The organism is Arcticibacter eurypsychrophilus (assembly GCF_001730525.1).
GTDB classification, from domain to species: Bacteria; Bacteroidota; Bacteroidia; order Sphingobacteriales; family Sphingobacteriaceae; genus Arcticibacter; species Arcticibacter eurypsychrophilus.
In genome coordinates, this window is the sequence record NZ_MDFN01000001.1 from 79,640 (window position 1) to 95,738 (window position 16,099).

14 protein-coding genes are annotated in these 16,099 nt (G+C 38.0%); 7 read left to right on the plus strand and 7 right to left on the minus strand.

The genetic code is table 11. From position 1 onward, the window contains the following. Positions 1 to 52 precede the first annotated feature (52 nt). Genes BFL47_RS00325 through BFL47_RS00335 form a run of 3 tightly spaced genes read right to left on the minus strand, consistent with a single transcriptional unit; the run spans position 53 to position 5,310 of the window. Positions 53 to 1,390 carry a dihydrolipoamide acetyltransferase family protein gene (locus BFL47_RS00325; protein WP_069657799.1) on the minus strand — a complete coding sequence of 446 codons (1,338 nt, stop codon included), beginning with the start codon at positions 1,388 to 1,390 and terminating at the stop codon, positions 53 to 55. Between the two features lie 46 nt (positions 1,391 to 1,436). Continuing rightward, on the minus strand, positions 1,437 to 2,684 hold the full coding sequence (locus BFL47_RS00330; RefSeq protein ID WP_069657800.1) for a competence/damage-inducible protein A: 1,248 nt from the start codon (positions 2,682 to 2,684) through the stop codon (positions 1,437 to 1,439). Position 2,685: 1 nt separating this feature from the next. Further along, positions 2,686 to 5,310, minus strand: coding sequence for a putative LPS assembly protein LptD (locus BFL47_RS00335; protein WP_245681258.1), 2,625 nt, complete (start codon positions 5,308 to 5,310; stop codon positions 2,686 to 2,688). A gap of 84 nt (positions 5,311 to 5,394) precedes the next feature. On the opposite strand from BFL47_RS00335, the gene BFL47_RS00340 reads away from it, so the two are divergent. Together BFL47_RS00340 and BFL47_RS00345 are read left to right on the plus strand one after the other, a co-directional pair. Beyond that, a complete protein-coding gene (locus BFL47_RS00340) occupies positions 5,395 to 6,192 on the plus strand; it encodes an N-acetylmuramoyl-L-alanine amidase family protein (protein ID WP_245681259.1) in 798 nt (265 codons plus the stop codon). Positions 6,193 to 6,225: 33 nt separating this feature from the next. Beyond that, positions 6,226 to 7,170, plus strand: a complete 945-nt coding sequence (locus BFL47_RS00345; RefSeq protein WP_069657803.1) for an MlaD family protein — start codon at positions 6,226 to 6,228, stop codon at positions 7,168 to 7,170. A gap of 5 nt (positions 7,171 to 7,175) precedes the next feature. Here the strand turns inward: BFL47_RS00345 and BFL47_RS00350 are convergent, their stop codons facing one another. The 4 genes from BFL47_RS00350 to BFL47_RS00365 all read right to left on the minus strand — a co-directional run bounded on the left by BFL47_RS00350 (position 7,176) and on the right by BFL47_RS00365 (position 10,553). Further along, complete coding sequence (locus tag BFL47_RS00350) at positions 7,176 to 8,087, minus strand: ribonuclease Z (RefSeq protein ID WP_069657804.1); 912 nt, start codon at positions 8,085 to 8,087, stop codon at positions 7,176 to 7,178. 15 nt (positions 8,088 to 8,102) lie between these two features. Further along, complete coding sequence (locus tag BFL47_RS00355) at positions 8,103 to 8,480, minus strand: STAS domain-containing protein (protein WP_069657805.1); 378 nt, start codon at positions 8,478 to 8,480, stop codon at positions 8,103 to 8,105. Between the two features lie 43 nt (positions 8,481 to 8,523). Continuing rightward, entirely contained in the window at positions 8,524 to 9,474 is a 951-nt protein-coding gene (locus tag BFL47_RS00360) for a phosphoribosylaminoimidazolesuccinocarboxamide synthase (RefSeq protein ID WP_069657806.1), read from the minus strand. Between the two features lie 110 nt (positions 9,475 to 9,584). Further along, positions 9,585 to 10,553, minus strand: coding sequence for a PhoH family protein (locus BFL47_RS00365; protein WP_069657807.1), 969 nt, complete (start codon positions 10,551 to 10,553; stop codon positions 9,585 to 9,587). Positions 10,554 to 10,655: 102 nt separating this feature from the next. Between BFL47_RS00365 and BFL47_RS00370 the strand changes: the two genes are divergently transcribed. The 5 genes from BFL47_RS00370 to BFL47_RS19665 all read left to right on the plus strand — a co-directional run bounded on the left by BFL47_RS00370 (position 10,656) and on the right by BFL47_RS19665 (position 15,913). Next, entirely contained in the window at positions 10,656 to 11,435 is a 780-nt protein-coding gene (locus BFL47_RS00370; RefSeq protein ID WP_069657808.1) for an SAM hydrolase/SAM-dependent halogenase family protein, read from the plus strand. A 115-nt stretch (positions 11,436 to 11,550) separates the two neighbouring features. Further along, the gene (locus tag BFL47_RS00375; RefSeq protein WP_069657809.1) at positions 11,551 to 13,374 is read left to right on the plus strand and encodes an ABC transporter ATP-binding protein; all 1,824 of its coding nucleotides are present in this window, start codon (positions 11,551 to 11,553) and stop codon (positions 13,372 to 13,374) included. Between the two features lie 136 nt (positions 13,375 to 13,510). Next, positions 13,511 to 14,902 (plus strand): MBL fold metallo-hydrolase, encoded by a 1,392-nt coding sequence (locus tag BFL47_RS00380; RefSeq protein ID WP_069657810.1) that lies wholly within the window; start codon positions 13,511 to 13,513, stop codon positions 14,900 to 14,902. A 22-nt stretch (positions 14,903 to 14,924) separates the two neighbouring features. Then, positions 14,925 to 15,557, plus strand: a complete 633-nt coding sequence (locus BFL47_RS00385; protein ID WP_069658026.1) for an HAD family hydrolase — start codon at positions 14,925 to 14,927, stop codon at positions 15,555 to 15,557. A gap of 182 nt (positions 15,558 to 15,739) precedes the next feature. Next, positions 15,740 to 15,913, plus strand: coding sequence for a hypothetical protein (locus BFL47_RS19665; RefSeq protein ID WP_170827236.1), 174 nt, complete (start codon positions 15,740 to 15,742; stop codon positions 15,911 to 15,913). Positions 15,914 to 16,099 lie beyond the last annotated feature (186 nt).

Below are 16,099 nucleotides of genomic sequence, written 5' to 3' on the forward strand. Positions count from 1 at the left end.
TGATGCAAAAGAACAGTTTTGCTCCTTGTATAAAATGATGAGGATCATTATTCTAGATCGTATAATTCATATCCCAGTTTTCGAGATACTCTGCTACCCTTTTAATAAACATTCCACCCAATGCACCGTCTACCACACGATGGTCATAGGACATGGATAAAAACATTTTATGACGGATTGCTATTACATCTCCAAATTCCGTTTCCATGACAGCTGGCTTCTTCTGAATAGCACCTACAGCCAATATAGCGACCTGTGGTTGATTAATAATAGGCACACCCATTACATTGCCAAATGAACCGATATTAGTCAAGGTAAACGTTCCATCCTGAACATCATCAGGTAATAGTTTATTTGCACGGGCCCTACTAGCAAGGTCATTCACCGCGCGTGTTAATCCAATCAGACTAAGTTGGTCTGCATTTTTAATCACCGGAACAATTAAGTTTCCTGATGGTAAGGCAGCCGCCATTCCAATATTAATATTTTTCTTTTTTATGATTTGAGTTCCTTTAACCGATACATTGATCATAGGCATTTCACTGATCGCCTTTGCAACAGCCTGGATGAAGATAGGTGTATAGGTCAATTTCTGTCCTTCGCGCTTTTCAAAAGAGGATTTAATCCTCTCTCTCCATTTGACTATGTTAGTTACATCTGCTTCTATGAAAGAGGTTACATGAGGTGCAGTTTGTTTACTCATGACCATATGCTCTGCAATCATTCGGCGCATACGATCCATTTCAATTATTTCATCGCCACCTGAAAATGAAGCAGTCTGAAATACCGGAGATGGGGCATCAGAGAGAGAATCTGGTTTAACTTCTGTTGTTGGTTGTGCCTCGACTTGCTGTTGATAGATTGCAGGCTTTTTATGCTCCTTGATATAATCTAAAATATCTTGCTTGGTTACCCGGTTCTCTAAACCAGTTCCTGTAATTTCATCAAGCTGTTCCAGAGATATTCCTTCTTCAGCAGCAATACTTTTGACTAGAGGAGAGTAGAATCGGGAGGCATTTTCAAAATTAATATGTACTGATTTTTCCGGAAATACCTGATCAATTCCAGGCGCTTTAATTTCTGCTTCATCCGGTACGGGAGCAGTATTTTGAAGAGGTTTCGCTATTTCTGATACAGGAGGGGTAATTTCTTCCGTTTCAATCAAAGCTAAAACAGCTCCAACATTAACAATATCATCTATTTTAAATGATTGAGATATTAACTTGCCTGAAATGGGAGAGGGAACTTCAGAATCGACCTTATCTGTAGCAATCTCTACCACAGGTTCATCTTCTTGGATCATATCACCAGGATTTTTAAGCCATTTTATGATAGTGGCTTCGGCAACACTTTCACCCATTTTCGGAAGAACTAATTCAAATTGAGCCATACGAGTTGTAATTGGGAATAGCTGCAAAATTACACCTTTTTAGCACTTAAGCGTATTCTTCCCGAACTAATTTAAGAAGTAAGATAATTGAATTTATAGCGGCACGCTCAATGTTTTGAATCCGCCTTCCTGGAAATTTATACTTTTGAGTGATTGTTTTTGATTTACCTGAAACTGCAACCCACACTGTACCAACCGGCTTGTCTTGCGTTCCACCGTCCGGACCTGCGATTCCGCTTATGGCAATAGCGTAATTTGAAGCATAATTACGGAGGGCACCCTGAGCCATTTCTATAACTGTTTCCTCACTTACAGCGCCATATTTAACCAGTGTTTCAGTCTTAACACCTAGCATTTTTTCTTTTAACTCATTCGAATAGGTTACTGCTCCGCCTAAAAACACGGCACTCGAGCCACTATGTTGAGTAAATAAATGAGACAAATAACCTCCGGTGCAGCTTTCAGCAATTGAAAGTTTCAGGTTCTTTTCTTTCAAAACATCCAATACAGCCTTCTCCAGAGGTTTATCTTCACTGATGACCACATATTCGGGAATAAGCGCGACGATTTCATCGACAAATTGCTGAACTTCTACCTTTAGTAGGTCTTTATTTTCCCCATAAGCACTTAAGCGTAATCTAACTTGTCCAAGTTTAGGAAGATAAGCCAGTTTGATATGAGCAGGAAGTTTATTTTCGATAGATGCAATGGTTTCTGCAAGGAAAGATTCCCCGAGCCCAGCAGTCAGAATAGTATGATGCACGATTGCAGAAAGCTGGAAGAAGGCTTTCACTCTAGGCAAGACCTCTTCTTCGATAAGATACATCATTTCAAATGGTACGCCGGGCAGGGAGACATAAATTTTAGATTGATCCTCAAACCACATCCCTGGTGCTGTACCATTTTTATTTCTTAAAACGGTACAGTTATCCGGAACATCAGCCTGTTGTTCGTTAATAGCAATCAGGGGGCGATTATGGGCTGCAAAGACCCTTTTAACATCTTCAAGTGCCCCTTCATCTCTTTTGAATCCTACATTAAAATACCCAGCTAATGTCTTCTTTGTAATGTCGTCATTTGTAGGCCCCAGTCCCCCTGTGATAATAATAAGATCTGCCCTTTTTGACGCCGCATGCAAGGCCTCTAATATGTGTTCTTTTTCATCCGAAACAGATGTAATTTGCTTAATGCGTACGCCATTCTCATTTAGCTTTGTAGCGATCCATGCGGAATTCGTATCCACAATCTGACCGATTAGTATTTCATCACCTATTGTAATAATCTCTGCAAGCATGTTAATAATTTAGTGGTAGTGCACTTCTTTTTTTCAATTTCAGATCCTGAAGAATGGAGGCTCTGACCCTTATATCAAAACTGTAACTCTTGTACATTCCAAAAGGAGTCCAGCCAAATGACATATCCCAGCAATGCAAGTCACGGTTTATTGTAAATCGTGTTAAACTTATTTCCTTTGCCCGAAAGTCATAACCTGAGTTGAACTGAACTTTCCACTTCGGGGTAACACTTAAATCACCGTTAAAATTTAAAGTATTGGTGATTACTGATCTCAACCCAGCATTAGAGTAATTGAAGCTATACGACGCGCTGAAGTTCCAAGGCACTGTAAAGTCAACATAATAATTAGGGTTATTTAAAATATTACGGATGTCCTGCTGCTGCGAAGGCGTTATATTGGGGTCATCCTCTTTCTGTCTAAGCTCGTCATTCCTTTTTTTCATTGCGGCGGAATTAAAACTAAAATCAGTAGACATAGTAAAGCTGGTCAACCTGGCTAACTTTCCATTTTCAAACATATATTTATTAATTCGAATTGGATTTCCTTCAATATTGACGACCTGGTAGGGATCAAATACACCCGAAAAGTTTAGACCTATTTTTTGTTTAAAAAATGCTGTTCGGCCACCAAAGCTGATGGTAGACAGATTCATCGAGTCGGCAACAAAATTATAATTCCCAGAAAAAGACAAACCTTGTATAATTGGAATCTTTTCATAAGCGGTACTTGTATCACTCTTGGATTTAACTTTAGCTTCAATGTTGTTATCAATTGAAAATCCGATTGATGCACTTCGGCCTATACCAGGGCCACCATAAACAGTACCTTCAAACCGGGAATATCTTAATGCTCTTCTTACTGAATCGGAAAGCGCTGCACCAGTAGATTTGGTGATGTCTTCATAGAAACCATATTTAGAATCGCTGAAATCAGGTGTATAGTTAAAATTAACAGAAGGCGTCATTACATGTCTCAATGCAACGAGATTGCCTTTTTTGAAAGTTTTCATTCCATAAACCTTTGTTGAAAACCCACCGTTAAAGCTATAATTATAGTTACGGGCAAAACCCTGTACCGTATCGGTGACAATTTTGTTGCTGACATCCAATGATTTGTGCACGGTTTGGAAAGACCACCTTTCTGCATAGGACACGCTAGTATTGAACTGCAGAACTTTTAGTGCATTTAATGATAAGCTAACAGGGATATTATGGCTGATACCATTTTGAAACTTTTTGAGATTTTCCTTTTTAAATAATCCGGTTTCCTGACCGTTGAAAGAATTTGATCCTTCAGAACTATAGCCTACAGCAATCTTCTGATACCATTTCTGCTCTCCAACCCGATCTTTTGAATCGAAGGGATTCAAAGTAGTCATACTTAAACTATACTGAGGTAAGGTAAGACTGACTGTTTTAGCGCTTATATCCTGATTACTTCTTAAGGCAGATGTAAAATTAAATAAACCATCAAAAAATGTTCTGCCATAAGCTACACTGGACGACATGCTATTCTTAATCAAAGAGTTATAGTCATACGTTCCGGCGGCACCTGTCTGCTGAAAGTAAGAACTAGTTCCAAAATTAACATTCGCGCTTAATGTTGTTCCAGGATTGGCAGATTGATCCTGTGAGTGCGTCCATTGAACATTAAATTGTTTTGAGGCACTGTTGCTAGGTGTTCCTTCCACCCCATTAGGATCTCTTATAGAAGAATAACTCAGGTTTACGCTTCCACTGTATTTATAATTTACCTTATACCTAGCAGCTGTAGTTAAGTCATAGGAACCTTTACTGTAAATTGTTCCCAAAATATCTGCATCCCAATAATCGTTCAGACCTAAATACCAGCCTATCCCCTGCATATAAAAGCCCCTGTTTGCATCTTCACCAAAACTGGGAAACCGGAAACCGGAAGCGCGTTTATTCATTTTTGGGAAAAACCCAAAAGGGAGGCCTATTGGTAGTGGAATATGCTCAATTTCTAAATATGCCGGACCACTGATTACTTGTTTATCAGTAATCAGCCCCTTTGTAATATGTATGCCAAAATGGGTATAAGGTTCAGGAAGACTACAAGTACTGTAAATTCCATTTTTTATAGATACTTCATTGTATTGATTCTTTTTTGATTGACGAGCCTGTATAAACCCACCATCCATAGAAGTTGCTGTCCCATACAGTTTCCCTTTTTTGGTTTCAAAATTAAAAAACAAAGAATCTGTTGTAACCGGTTCATCTGTGCCCTGTTTAAATATAGGACGCCCACGGTAAACACCATTCTTATCTTTTATACCACGCGCAAACAATAATTTATTTTTCTGATCAATTCTGATATAATCAGCGTCAAGTTCCAAATCCTCATATGAGACACGACCTTTACCGAATAAATAGATCGTATTTCCATCAATACTAAAACGAATTGAGTCTTCAGCTGAGTACTTGATTTCAGAATTTAAATCTGATTTAGAATTTTTTTCTAAACTGTCCGTTTTAGTGGTGTCAGTTATGCTGGAATCGATTTTTACCGTATCGGAACTAATAGTTCGGTTAGGTTTGATAGTAGGTTGAGCGATTAGTTTTACACTAACCAGCAATGAAAAGAGAATGAATATATATCTCACAAAATAGCTTCTGACGAATTTCAAATCTAACAATGAATTGTACTTTTACAATTGTATCTTACAGCTCCAAAAATAATGAAAATAATGCCATTGAAGAGATCGATTTACGCTTTACTATTATTGTTCCTGGTTTACCCACTTGTTTCATTTCAATATAACTCTGAACATCCCTCTTATCGTATAAAGACCATCGTAATTGATGCAGGTCATGGTGGAAAAGATGGAGCAACAAGAGGGTTAACTGCTAAAGAAAAAGACGTTGCACTGCAAGTTGCACTACGATTAGGCAAAGCTTTAACCGATAGCAACAGTGATATCAAGGTTGTTTACACGCGTCAAGACGACGTTTTTATACCTTTATATGAACGAATAGGGATGGCTAACCGCATAAAAGCAGATATATTTATCTCTATTCATTGCAATTCCATGCCCTATAATATGAGAAACAGAGCTGCCACAAAGGGTGTAGAAACTTTCGTATCCGGATTTAATAGATTAGGCGAACAAAATACAGCCGTACGAGAGAACGCCTCTATTTTACTTGAAAATAATTATCAGGAAAACTATGGAGGATATGATCCCAAGGATCCCGAAAGTTTCATTATTTTATCGTTGTTAAAAAACTCTTACCGCGATCAAAGCATTCGACTTGCGTCTTTAGTGCAGCAAGAGTATGCCGCAACAGGAAGAGTTGACCGTGGAGTTAAGGAACAAAGTCTGGCTGTTTTAGCTAAAGCAGGTATGCCAGCGATTCTGACAGAAATAGGATTTATAAGCAATCCGGAGGAAGAAGAATACATAACTTCCGAAAATGGTCAAAACGAAATTGTCTCTTCTTTGTTAAAAGCAATTCAGGCTTATAAAAAGCACGTCGAACTTTGATTAAATTAAATATATAAAAATACCTTATTACTTATGAAGATTACTAACGAGACCAAAGTTGGAATCCTTGCCACTGTTTCAATTGCTGTTTTAGTTATTGGATATAGCTTTCTAAAAGGAAATGATGTCTTTTCAAGTGAAAAGCTATTTTATACAAGTTATGATAATGTAGAGGGATTGGTAGTATCCAACCCTGTTTTAGTAAATGGTTTCGAAATTGGCCGTGTATCTAAACTTTCGCTGAATAAATCCGGAAAGATTGAGGCACAACTTAAAATCAATTCGGATTATGATATTCCGATCAACACAATTGCTCGACTTGAAAGCACAAGCCTTCTTGGAGGGAAAGCCATTGTATTTGCTATAGGAAATAGCAACACCTATGCAGAGACCGGTGACACTTTGAAAGGAAATATTGAACAGAATCTAATGCAACAGGTAAAACCTGTACAGGAGAAAGCCGAACAATTGGTAACAAAACTAGATTCAATTTTAACTTCTTTGAACAATACAATTAACCCAGAATTCCAAGGTAACTTCAATAAAAGCTTCGCTAGTATCGCAAATATTATGCACACATTGGAAACTACAACACAAAGAGTGGATGGTATTGTAGGAAGTCAAAACAATCGCCTTAACGCTATTTTCGCTAATGCAGAGTCCATTTCAGCAAACTTCAAAAGCAACAATCAAAGAGTAAGCAATATAATGACGAATCTGGAAAACATAACAGATCAGGTTGCACGATCAAATTTTGAGCAAACCGTACACAATGCGGATAAAGCTATATTGGATTTACAAACCGCAATCAATAAGGTTAACTCAGGAAAAGGCTCAATAGGAAAACTTGTCAATGATGATAGCTTGTATAACAATTTAAACAATGCGTCTAAAAATCTGGACAACCTTATGATTGACTTAAAAACACATCCTAAAAGATATGTAAGCTTCTCTGTTTTCGGAGGCAAAAAAGACTAGTTCGTTTAGATCACGAAAGTTTGGCCTTCCAAGGCTAATCTGGAATTAGCAAAAACTGTACGAGCCTCATCTTGTAAAGGCTCCAGCTCCCTGTAACGCGCAGAAAAATGCCCGAGAAGCAATTGTTTAACACCAGCGAACCTAGCCACTTCCGCAGCTTGTAAAGCTGTAGTATGGAACGTTTCGGCAGCCCGGTCTGCCATATCATTCATAAATGTAGCTTCATGATATAAAGTATCAACGCCCCTTATCTGATCGATATATTTCCAGTTACAAACTGTATCTGAACAATAGGCATATGATTTTGGTGCATCCGCTGCAAGAGTTAAATCACTTGCCTTATAAACTACACCAGTCTCATCTGTATAATCAGCACCCTTTTTAATTAGAGGAATAACATCGACAGGAATATTTAATTCTTCTACTTTCTCTCTTATAATTTTGGGTAGACGATTCTTTTCACTGAATCTAAAACCTGTACAGGGAATACGATGTTCTAATGGAAAACTCTCTACTCTGATGTCAGGATTTTCATAGATCAAAGCAGACCTTTCTGTTTGAGTAGCGTAAAATTCAATAGGATAACGCAAGTTAGTTTGCGAATATTTAAACTGGATATCCAAAATTTCTTTTAGTTCCGGAGGGCCAAAAATTTCCATTGCACGTATTCTTCCATATAAATGCAGCGAAGATAGCAATCCTACCAAACCAAGATAATGATCGCCATGAAGATGACTTATAAAAATATGATTTATTCTTTGTGCTTTGATACCATTTTTAAGAAGCTGCTGCTGAGTTCCTTCGCCACAGTCAATCAAAAAAAGACGCTCATTAATATTTAATACCTGCGCACTCGGATTTCTATTGAAAATGGGAGTCGCTGAACTACTTCCTAGGATCGTTACGTCAAACCTCATGCATGTATACAGTACTTATTCTGCCCCTCTGTTTAAATCTCTTTCCATTTCTTCCATATATAATAAATCTATTCCTTCTTCAACAGAAGGCGTTAAACTTAAAACAGTTTGAAGTTGCGAAATATTAATCAAGCGTTCCACATGCTCGCTTATGCCGGTTATAATAAAACTACCCTCAGAATTTTTACACAACCGGTTCCCCACTAACAAGCTGCTTAAACCGGAAGAATCCGAATATAAAACTACGGACAGATCCAATATAATATTTCGAATTCCCTGTTTATTGATGAGTATAAGTTCAGACTTTAGTTTTGGTGAAATAAGGCTATTTAGCCTCGGTTCATCCAATTTAAATAATATATACTTTTCTTGCTTGTCAATTGTAAATTTCATCACTATTATGGTTAGAGGTACTATTGCTCTATTGTTGATACGATTAACTTAAACGTTTTAAGCTTTCGATTACATTCGCTTCAATACGTTCATTGATTTGGTCTGTACTACCTTTCCTGAATTTATCCCCTGTAATCTGTTCATAAAGTTCCACATACCGATCAGAAATGGACTGGATTACTTCTGCTGACATAAAAGGCACCTTCTGCCCTTCCTTACCCTGAAAGCCATTTTCTATCAGCCATTGTCTTAAAAACTCTTTAGATAACTGACGTTGAGGTTTTGTTTCATCCTGAAGCTGCTGATAAGTATCTTTATAAAAATACCTGGATGAATCTGGAGTATGAATTTCATCGATCAGATAAATCTTACCATCAATGGCTTTCCCAAACTCATATTTAGTATCAACAAGAATTAAACCACGTTCTGCGGCAATATCTGTTCCCCTTTGAAACAGTCTACGCGTAAATTGTTCAATCTGCAAATAGTCATCTTCTGCTACAATTCCTCTGGTAATAATATCTTCTCTTGAGATATCTTCATCATGACCTATTGAAGCTTTTGTAGTAGGTGTAATAATTGGCGCTGCTAATCTGTCATTTTCTTTCAAGCCTTCAGGCAAAGATACACCGCAAACAAACCGCTTTCCGTCCTGGTATTCTCTTAATGCATGTCCGGCAAGGTATCCACGAATCACCATTTCTACTTTAAACGGGTCGCATATTTTTCCAATGGTAACATTGGGATCCGGAATATCAATCAACCAATTAGGTAAAATATCCTCTGTAGCTTTTAAAGATTTTGCAGCAATTTGATTTAACACCTGACCTTTATAAGGTATAGCATCTGGCAGAATTACATCGAATGCAGAAACACGATCACTAACGATCATGACTATATAATGGTCACCTATTGTATATACGTCACGAACTTTACCTTTGTAAAATTTCGTTTGTCCTGGAAAATTAAAGTGAGTTTCATTTATTACAGTCATCTGAATAGAAATCAAGTTTAAATAAAGTTCTGGAGTTTTGTAAACTCAAAATTATTAAATATTGTCAAATAATCTAACGGAAGAGCAATATAGTTTGCAATAAAAAGTCTTTATTGTTTCTGAATATCCCCGTATGCCTCAAGAATCCGCCTTACAAGCTTATGTCGAACCACATCATCCCCATTTAAATATATGATCTCAATCCCTTTGATATCAGTAAGAATCCGCAAAGCACTAGTTAATCCCGATTGCATTTTTTTAGGTAAATCCACTTGTGTGATATCTCCTGTCACTATAAATTTCGCAGTGGGACCCATTCGTGTTAAAAACATCTTAAGCTGCATATCCGTTGTATTCTGAGCTTCATCCAGAATAACAAAACAATTATCAAGCGTTCTGCCTCTCATAAATGCCAGCGGGGCAACTTCAATTGTACGATTTTCTATGTACAGCTTCAATTTATCCGCAGGAATCATATCATCCAGTGCGTCATATAAAGGACGCAGATAAGGATCAATTTTCTCCTTCATGTCCCCTGGAAGAAAACCAAGGTTTTCACCGGCTTCAACTGCGGGCCTTGTTAATATAATTCGCTTAATTTCCTTATTCTTCAAAGCTCTTACCGCCAGAGCTACTGCTGTATACGTTTTACCTGTTCCAGCAGGTCCAATAGCAAATAAGATATCATTCTTATTAATACTTTCCACCATACGTCTCTGATTAGCCGTACGCGCTTTAACCACTATTCCATTTGGCCCGAAAACGATGGGTTCAGATCCTGCTAAAGGTGTCTCCAGTATCGATGAAGCACTTGAATCAGCGAAAAGACTAGCACCCAATAACGTCTCCAAATCGTTAGCGCTAAGGGCATCGAACTTCTCTACATGATTATAGACCTTCTCAAAACGGTTTTTAAATAGCATCAGCTCCGTTTCATCACCTAACACTTTCAATTCCGATCCTCGTGCAACCATCTTGACTTTAGGAAATTGCCTTTTAATAAGCTCTAAATAGTCGTTATTAGGTCCCCAAAGCACTACGGGGTTTATGTTTTCAAGATCAATCCTTAATTCGTTCAAGTTCTCCTTTTTTTAAAGTTTCCTGGTTTGATTATGCAATTAAAATTCAATATTTGCAGATACTATCGTATCACAAGAATAATAATAAATATTCACATTTTAATGGCTGTAATTACTTTAACAACCGATCTCGGTGACAAAGATTTTTATCAGGCTGCTCTCAAAGGAAGCATCCTCTGTATACTGCCAAATGTAAACATTGTCGATATTACACATAATATTGCAGCCTTTAACATTCCGCAGGCCGCTTTCGTTTTAAAAAATGCATTTCATTATTTCCCAAAAGGAACCGTACATCTTATTGGTATAGATTGCGTGTATAATGAAAACATGCGTTATCTTGCCCTTCAGTATCATGGACATTACTTTGTGGGCTCTGACAATGGTATATTTTCCCTTATGTTTGAAGAAGCACCTACTGAGATTGTGGAAATAAATATTATTCAGGACTTAAAACATCTGCACTTCCCGCTAACAGATATTTTCACTAAAGCATGCTGCAGCGTTGCAGCCGGATATCCACTAAAAAGTATCGGAATTCCGGTGGAACATCTTCAGGAGAAGGTTAATTTACATCCGGTTATTGAAAAGAACATCATCCGGGCCAGCGTCATCTATATTGACTCCTTCCAAAACGTGATCACCAACATCTCAAAAGATCTTTTCTCTAAAGTTCAGGGAAACAGGAAGTTTAAATTAAATTTCAAAAGAAGTGAATCCATAACGCAATTAAGCTGGCATTATAATGAAGTTCCTGAAGGCGAAAAACTTTGCCTATTTGGTATCAGCAACAATCTTGAAATCGCTATAAATAAAGGAAATGCAAGTCGTTTGCTTGGATTGTACCTCAATGACATCGTTACTGTAGAGTTTTACCCATAGCGAGAAGAAGAAGTTTGAAGTTTAAATATGACGTGCAGGTGATTCTTTACTGATTTCATCTTTTTGATAATTTGTATTTTTGCACACCTATTTTAGGTTATCATATACAAATTCAATGGCTCGAAATAGATTTAACAGTGGTACTACTCCTGAACAGGAACTTAACAAAGCCAAAATAAATAAACAATCCATCCAAACAGCTTCCGGTCTCCTGTCTTATATCAGGCCATATCGTTTGAAGTTCATTTTCGGATTGGTCTTTCTCCTACTTTCCAGCTTAACAGGATTAGCTTTTCCTGCTTTGTTGGGAGCAATGATCGATGCAGCGAAAGGGGAGCCGACAAAGTGGTTCATGCCAAAAAGTATCAACGCAATAGGACAGATCTCTTTTGTCATTCTTTTCTTTCAGTCTATAGTATCTTTTTTTCGTATCCGCTTTTTTGTTGAGGTAGCAGAAAAGACCATTGCAGATATCAGGAGAAATACTTTTTTTAAATTGATTACCTTACCCATGGATTTTTTCGCAAGTCGAAGAGTAGGCGAATTAAACAGCCGCTTGTCGGCAGATTTATCACAAATTCAAGATACGATAACTACAACACTTGCAGAAATGATTCGACAGATCATCCTGCTTGTAGGTGGCATTACACTTCTTATCCTGGTTTCACCAAAACTTACCCTATTTAACCTTGCCATTTTACCTCTGCTGGTTATATCTGCAGTATTGTTTGGAAAACAAATACGCAAGATATCCAGACAAGCTCAGGACAAATTGGCCGATTCAAATACCATAGTAGAAGAAACACTGCAGGGAATAGGTTCCGTAAAAGCATTTGCAAATGAAGCTTATGAGGCTGACCGATACGATAAAAGTCTAAGAGAAGTAGTAAAAATTGCACTTAGAGGTGCTACACTACGAGGTGGATTTGCATCCTTTATCATATTTTGCTTATTTGGAGCTATTGTAGCTGTAATCTGGTATGGATCGCTGTTGGTTTCAGGAGGGAGCATGACTCCAGGAGGTCTCACTACTTACATTTTATATTCGATATTTGTAGGTGCAGCCATGGGAACATTCCCGGAGTTGTATGCAAATGTTCAAAAAGCACTTGGTGCTACTGAAAGAGTAATTGAGATTTTACAGGAAAAAAATGAACCGGTGTCTATCATCGCATCCGAAAATGCAACTAAAACAAAACTCAAGGGTAACCTGACGTTTAAAAATATTCGCTTCTCTTACACTACCCGTAAAGAAATCACCGTTCTTGAAGATGTTTCCTTTCAAGCCAGAGCGGGAGAGCGTGTCGCTATTGTAGGTCCAAGCGGTGCAGGTAAATCAACTATCGCTTCTTTAATCTTACGATTTTATGAACCTCAGGGTGGAGAAATCTTATTTGACGAAAAACCATCCCAACTTTACCCACTTACCGACATCCGGAATCAAGTGGCTATTGTACCACAGGATGTCATTTTGTTTGGTGGATCTATCCGCGAAAATATCGCTTATGGCAAATTAACCGCTTCGGATGCTGAAATCATTGAATCAGCCAAACAGGCAAATGCACATAACTTTATTTCTGGTTTACCCGAGGGATACAACACATTGGTAGGGGAACGAGGCATTAAATTATCGGGCGGACAGCGTCAACGTATCGCTATTGCCCGGGCATTACTGAAGGATCCCGCTATATTAATTCTGGATGAAGCGACTTCTTCCCTTGATTCCGAATCCGAACGTTTAGTACAGGAAGCGTTGGAAGTACTGATGAAAAACCGCACCTCGATTATCATTGCACATCGGTTGTCTACCATCCGTGAAGCTGACACTATTCTGGTACTTGAAAAAGGAAAAGTTGTAGAAAGTGGCTCCCATGTAGAGTTGATGACTAAGGAAAATGGCCTATATAAGTATCTTAGCAATCTTCAATACGAAGCCTAATCTGTTTTTCATCAGCAGTATTATCGGCTTAATAACGCATTTTTTACAAAATAACGGCCATCCAAGCCTTTATGAATAAAAATGCTTTAATATATTTACCTGAATTGACTCTACAATATTATTTATAATTCTGGACATGAAATTAACAATATGGGGTGCGGCAAAACAGGTTACCGGAAGCATGCATTTATTAGAAGTTGATAAATATAAAATCCTAATTGACTGCGGTTTAGATTACGAGCGCAGTACACGAGTGGAAGATAATGAAGCATTTCCTTTCAACCCTGCACAAATTGATGTCGTCATCTTAACTCATGCCCACATCGACCATTCAGGCAATCTTCCTACTCTAATACGTATGGGTTTTGAAGGACAAATTCTATGTACTGCTCCTACTGCAGACCTGGCAGAGCTCCTATTACTTGATTCAGTAAATATCTTCCTTGGAAAGCAGCGTAAAAGATCACACCGTCATTCCCGTGGAGGTTCAAGTGGTCCCCGCCCCCTGTATCTACAGAAACATGTTATGGAGACAGCCGAACAATTTGTCACCATTGCTTTCAATAAACCATTTCGATTAAACGGAGATGTGGAGGTTGAGCTCATCCCTTCAGGACATTTACTTGGAGCAGCCTCCGTTATCTTTACCGTATCAGAGTTTGGACAAAAGCGGAAAATAGCATTCTCTGGAGATCTCGGCCGTAAAAACTACCCGGTCATTATTGATCCGCAACAACTTCCAGCAGTAGATTTCCTTGTTTGCGAATCGACCTACGGCGGTCGTTATCATTCCAGGGATGAAACAATTGAAGAAGTTCTTATCAGGACGATTGAAGAAACCTGTATTAAAAATCCGGGAAGACTAATTATTCCAGCATTTAGTATTGGCCGTACTCAAGCGCTGGTTTACACCCTGAACAAGATTTTTTCCATTGGCAAACTTCCACCTGTAAAGATTTTCGTAGACAGTCCCATGGCCAATTATGCCACTGAAATCTTTCGCAAGCACCATGACATGCTCAATGAAGAGGCTACATCATTTTATAAGCGCAATGGAGATGAGTTTGAATTCGATAATCTCTATTATGTGCAAAGCATGAAAGAAAGTAAGACCATATCGAATTACCTTGAGCCCTGTATCATCGTCTCTTCAGCAGGAATGCTTGAAGGAGGCCGAATTCAGGATCATCTGTATCACAATATTCAAAATTACTATTGCACCATTTTATTTGTCGGTTATAGCGCAAAAGGAACGCTAGGGCATCGTTTATTGCGGGGCGATCCATTTGTACACCTGCGGGATAAGGAGTTAGCGGTTTATGCAACTATAAAACGAACCGATAATTTAAGCGGACATGCAGACCATACTGATTTAATCAATATCATAGAAGCCCAGGATAAAAAACAATTAAAAAATATTTTCCTTGTCCATGGAGAGCCTGAGAGTATGGAGGTTATGAAAGATCAATTGGAACAGGATGGCTATTCAGTTACTATTCCTGAAAAAGGACAAACCTTTATCATTTAAAAAAACCGGAACTTTACACCTGATGAAAAAGCCTGATAGTATCATTTTTGATATGGATGGAACCCTTTGGGATCCAACAGATTTATATTTGCAAGCCTGGAACAGTGGTCTTAAAAAATTGGACATAGACCGGACATTAACTGCCGAAGAGTTAAAACCCCTTATGGGTGTAAACGGGAAAAGTGCTATGGAGCTGTTATTCCCTAGCTATAGTGATGAAGTACGTCAGCAGATTTCAGATACGGTAAATCAACAGCGATGGGAACTGATTAAACAAGGTGGTGGAACCCTATATCCAGGAGCACAGGAAGGATTAAAGGAGCTTTCGAAAAATCATAAATTATTTATAGTGAGTAATTGTTCCAAGGGAACGATCGCCTTGTTCATGGAAAGAGCCGGAATAAAGTCTTATATAACAGACGAGATGGCTTATGGAGTCAATTTAATGCCTAAACACCATAACATGCATCTGCTCATTGACAAGTATCAGCTACAAAATCCTATATATGTTGGAGATACAGACATCGACCGGGTTGAAAGCGAAAAAGCTGGGATTCCTTTCGTGTATGTAAGTTATGGATTTGCCATCGCAAAACGATTTGATCTGAGCTTTTCTAATTTCCATAGTCTTACTCAACATTTCACGAATCTATAATAAAGTTTTTTCTTCACAGATTGCTAACAAAATAGACTCTATTTATTAAGCCATTCATCACCACAACTTAAAACAAGTTACATATCTTTCCCTTATCCTGGTTCTTTCTATCAGATTTCCTGAAGGTTAGCGGTAATGAATGGCCTTATGCAACAAAAACGTTATTATATTGTTGAAGTAGTATGATTAATGATAATATTTATAAAACTTATGTATTTACAGATCGGAATACCAACCATTGGATCCATCAATTAACAGTAAAAAAAACACCAGGAATACATGAACTGGTTAAATTAACAATTCAAGAGCTAACAGAAAAGCATTCCTTGCCCGAACAAGATATCATCGTTGAATAACGTGATCAGTTTTACGATCGGCTCTAACTCTATTTTTAAAATTTCGAAATAAGAGTTCAATCCCGGCGAATAGGTTCTCTATTCCCTTTTACAAATCCCGATTTATTTTTAAAATACAACCAATTCCTCTTTGAAATGAAACACCTTCTTTTCTTAGGGGATGATTTGCCCCTTTCATCGCGAAAG

What these genes read in the sequence shown, in the direction of transcription:
- BFL47_RS19665 (WP_170827236.1), top strand. Translation starts at nt 15,740, where the DNA reads ATGATTAATGATAATATTTATAAAACTTATGTATTTACAGATCGGAAT.
- BFL47_RS00380 (WP_069657810.1), top strand. Translation starts at nt 13,511, where the DNA reads ATGAAATTAACAATATGGGGTGCGGCAAAACAGGTTACCGGAAGCATG.
- BFL47_RS00375 (WP_069657809.1), top strand. Translation starts at nt 11,551, where the DNA reads ATGGCTCGAAATAGATTTAACAGTGGTACTACTCCTGAACAGGAACTT.
- BFL47_RS00360 (WP_069657806.1), bottom strand. Translation starts at nt 9,474, where the DNA reads ATGACTGTAATAAATGAAACTCACTTTAATTTTCCAGGACAAACGAAA.
- BFL47_RS00325 (WP_069657799.1), bottom strand. Translation starts at nt 1,390, where the DNA reads ATGGCTCAATTTGAATTAGTTCTTCCGAAAATGGGTGAAAGTGTTGCC.
- BFL47_RS00330 (WP_069657800.1), bottom strand. Translation starts at nt 2,684, where the DNA reads ATGCTTGCAGAGATTATTACAATAGGTGATGAAATACTAATCGGTCAG.
- BFL47_RS00350 (WP_069657804.1), bottom strand. Translation starts at nt 8,087, where the DNA reads ATGAGGTTTGACGTAACGATCCTAGGAAGTAGTTCAGCGACTCCCATT.
- BFL47_RS00355 (WP_069657805.1), bottom strand. Translation starts at nt 8,480, where the DNA reads ATGAAATTTACAATTGACAAGCAAGAAAAGTATATATTATTTAAATTG.
- BFL47_RS00345 (WP_069657803.1), top strand. Translation starts at nt 6,226, where the DNA reads ATGAAGATTACTAACGAGACCAAAGTTGGAATCCTTGCCACTGTTTCA.
- BFL47_RS00340 (WP_245681259.1), top strand. Translation starts at nt 5,395, where the DNA reads ATGCCATTGAAGAGATCGATTTACGCTTTACTATTATTGTTCCTGGTT.
- BFL47_RS00385 (WP_069658026.1), top strand. Translation starts at nt 14,925, where the DNA reads ATGAAAAAGCCTGATAGTATCATTTTTGATATGGATGGAACCCTTTGG.
- BFL47_RS00370 (WP_069657808.1), top strand. Translation starts at nt 10,656, where the DNA reads ATGGCTGTAATTACTTTAACAACCGATCTCGGTGACAAAGATTTTTAT.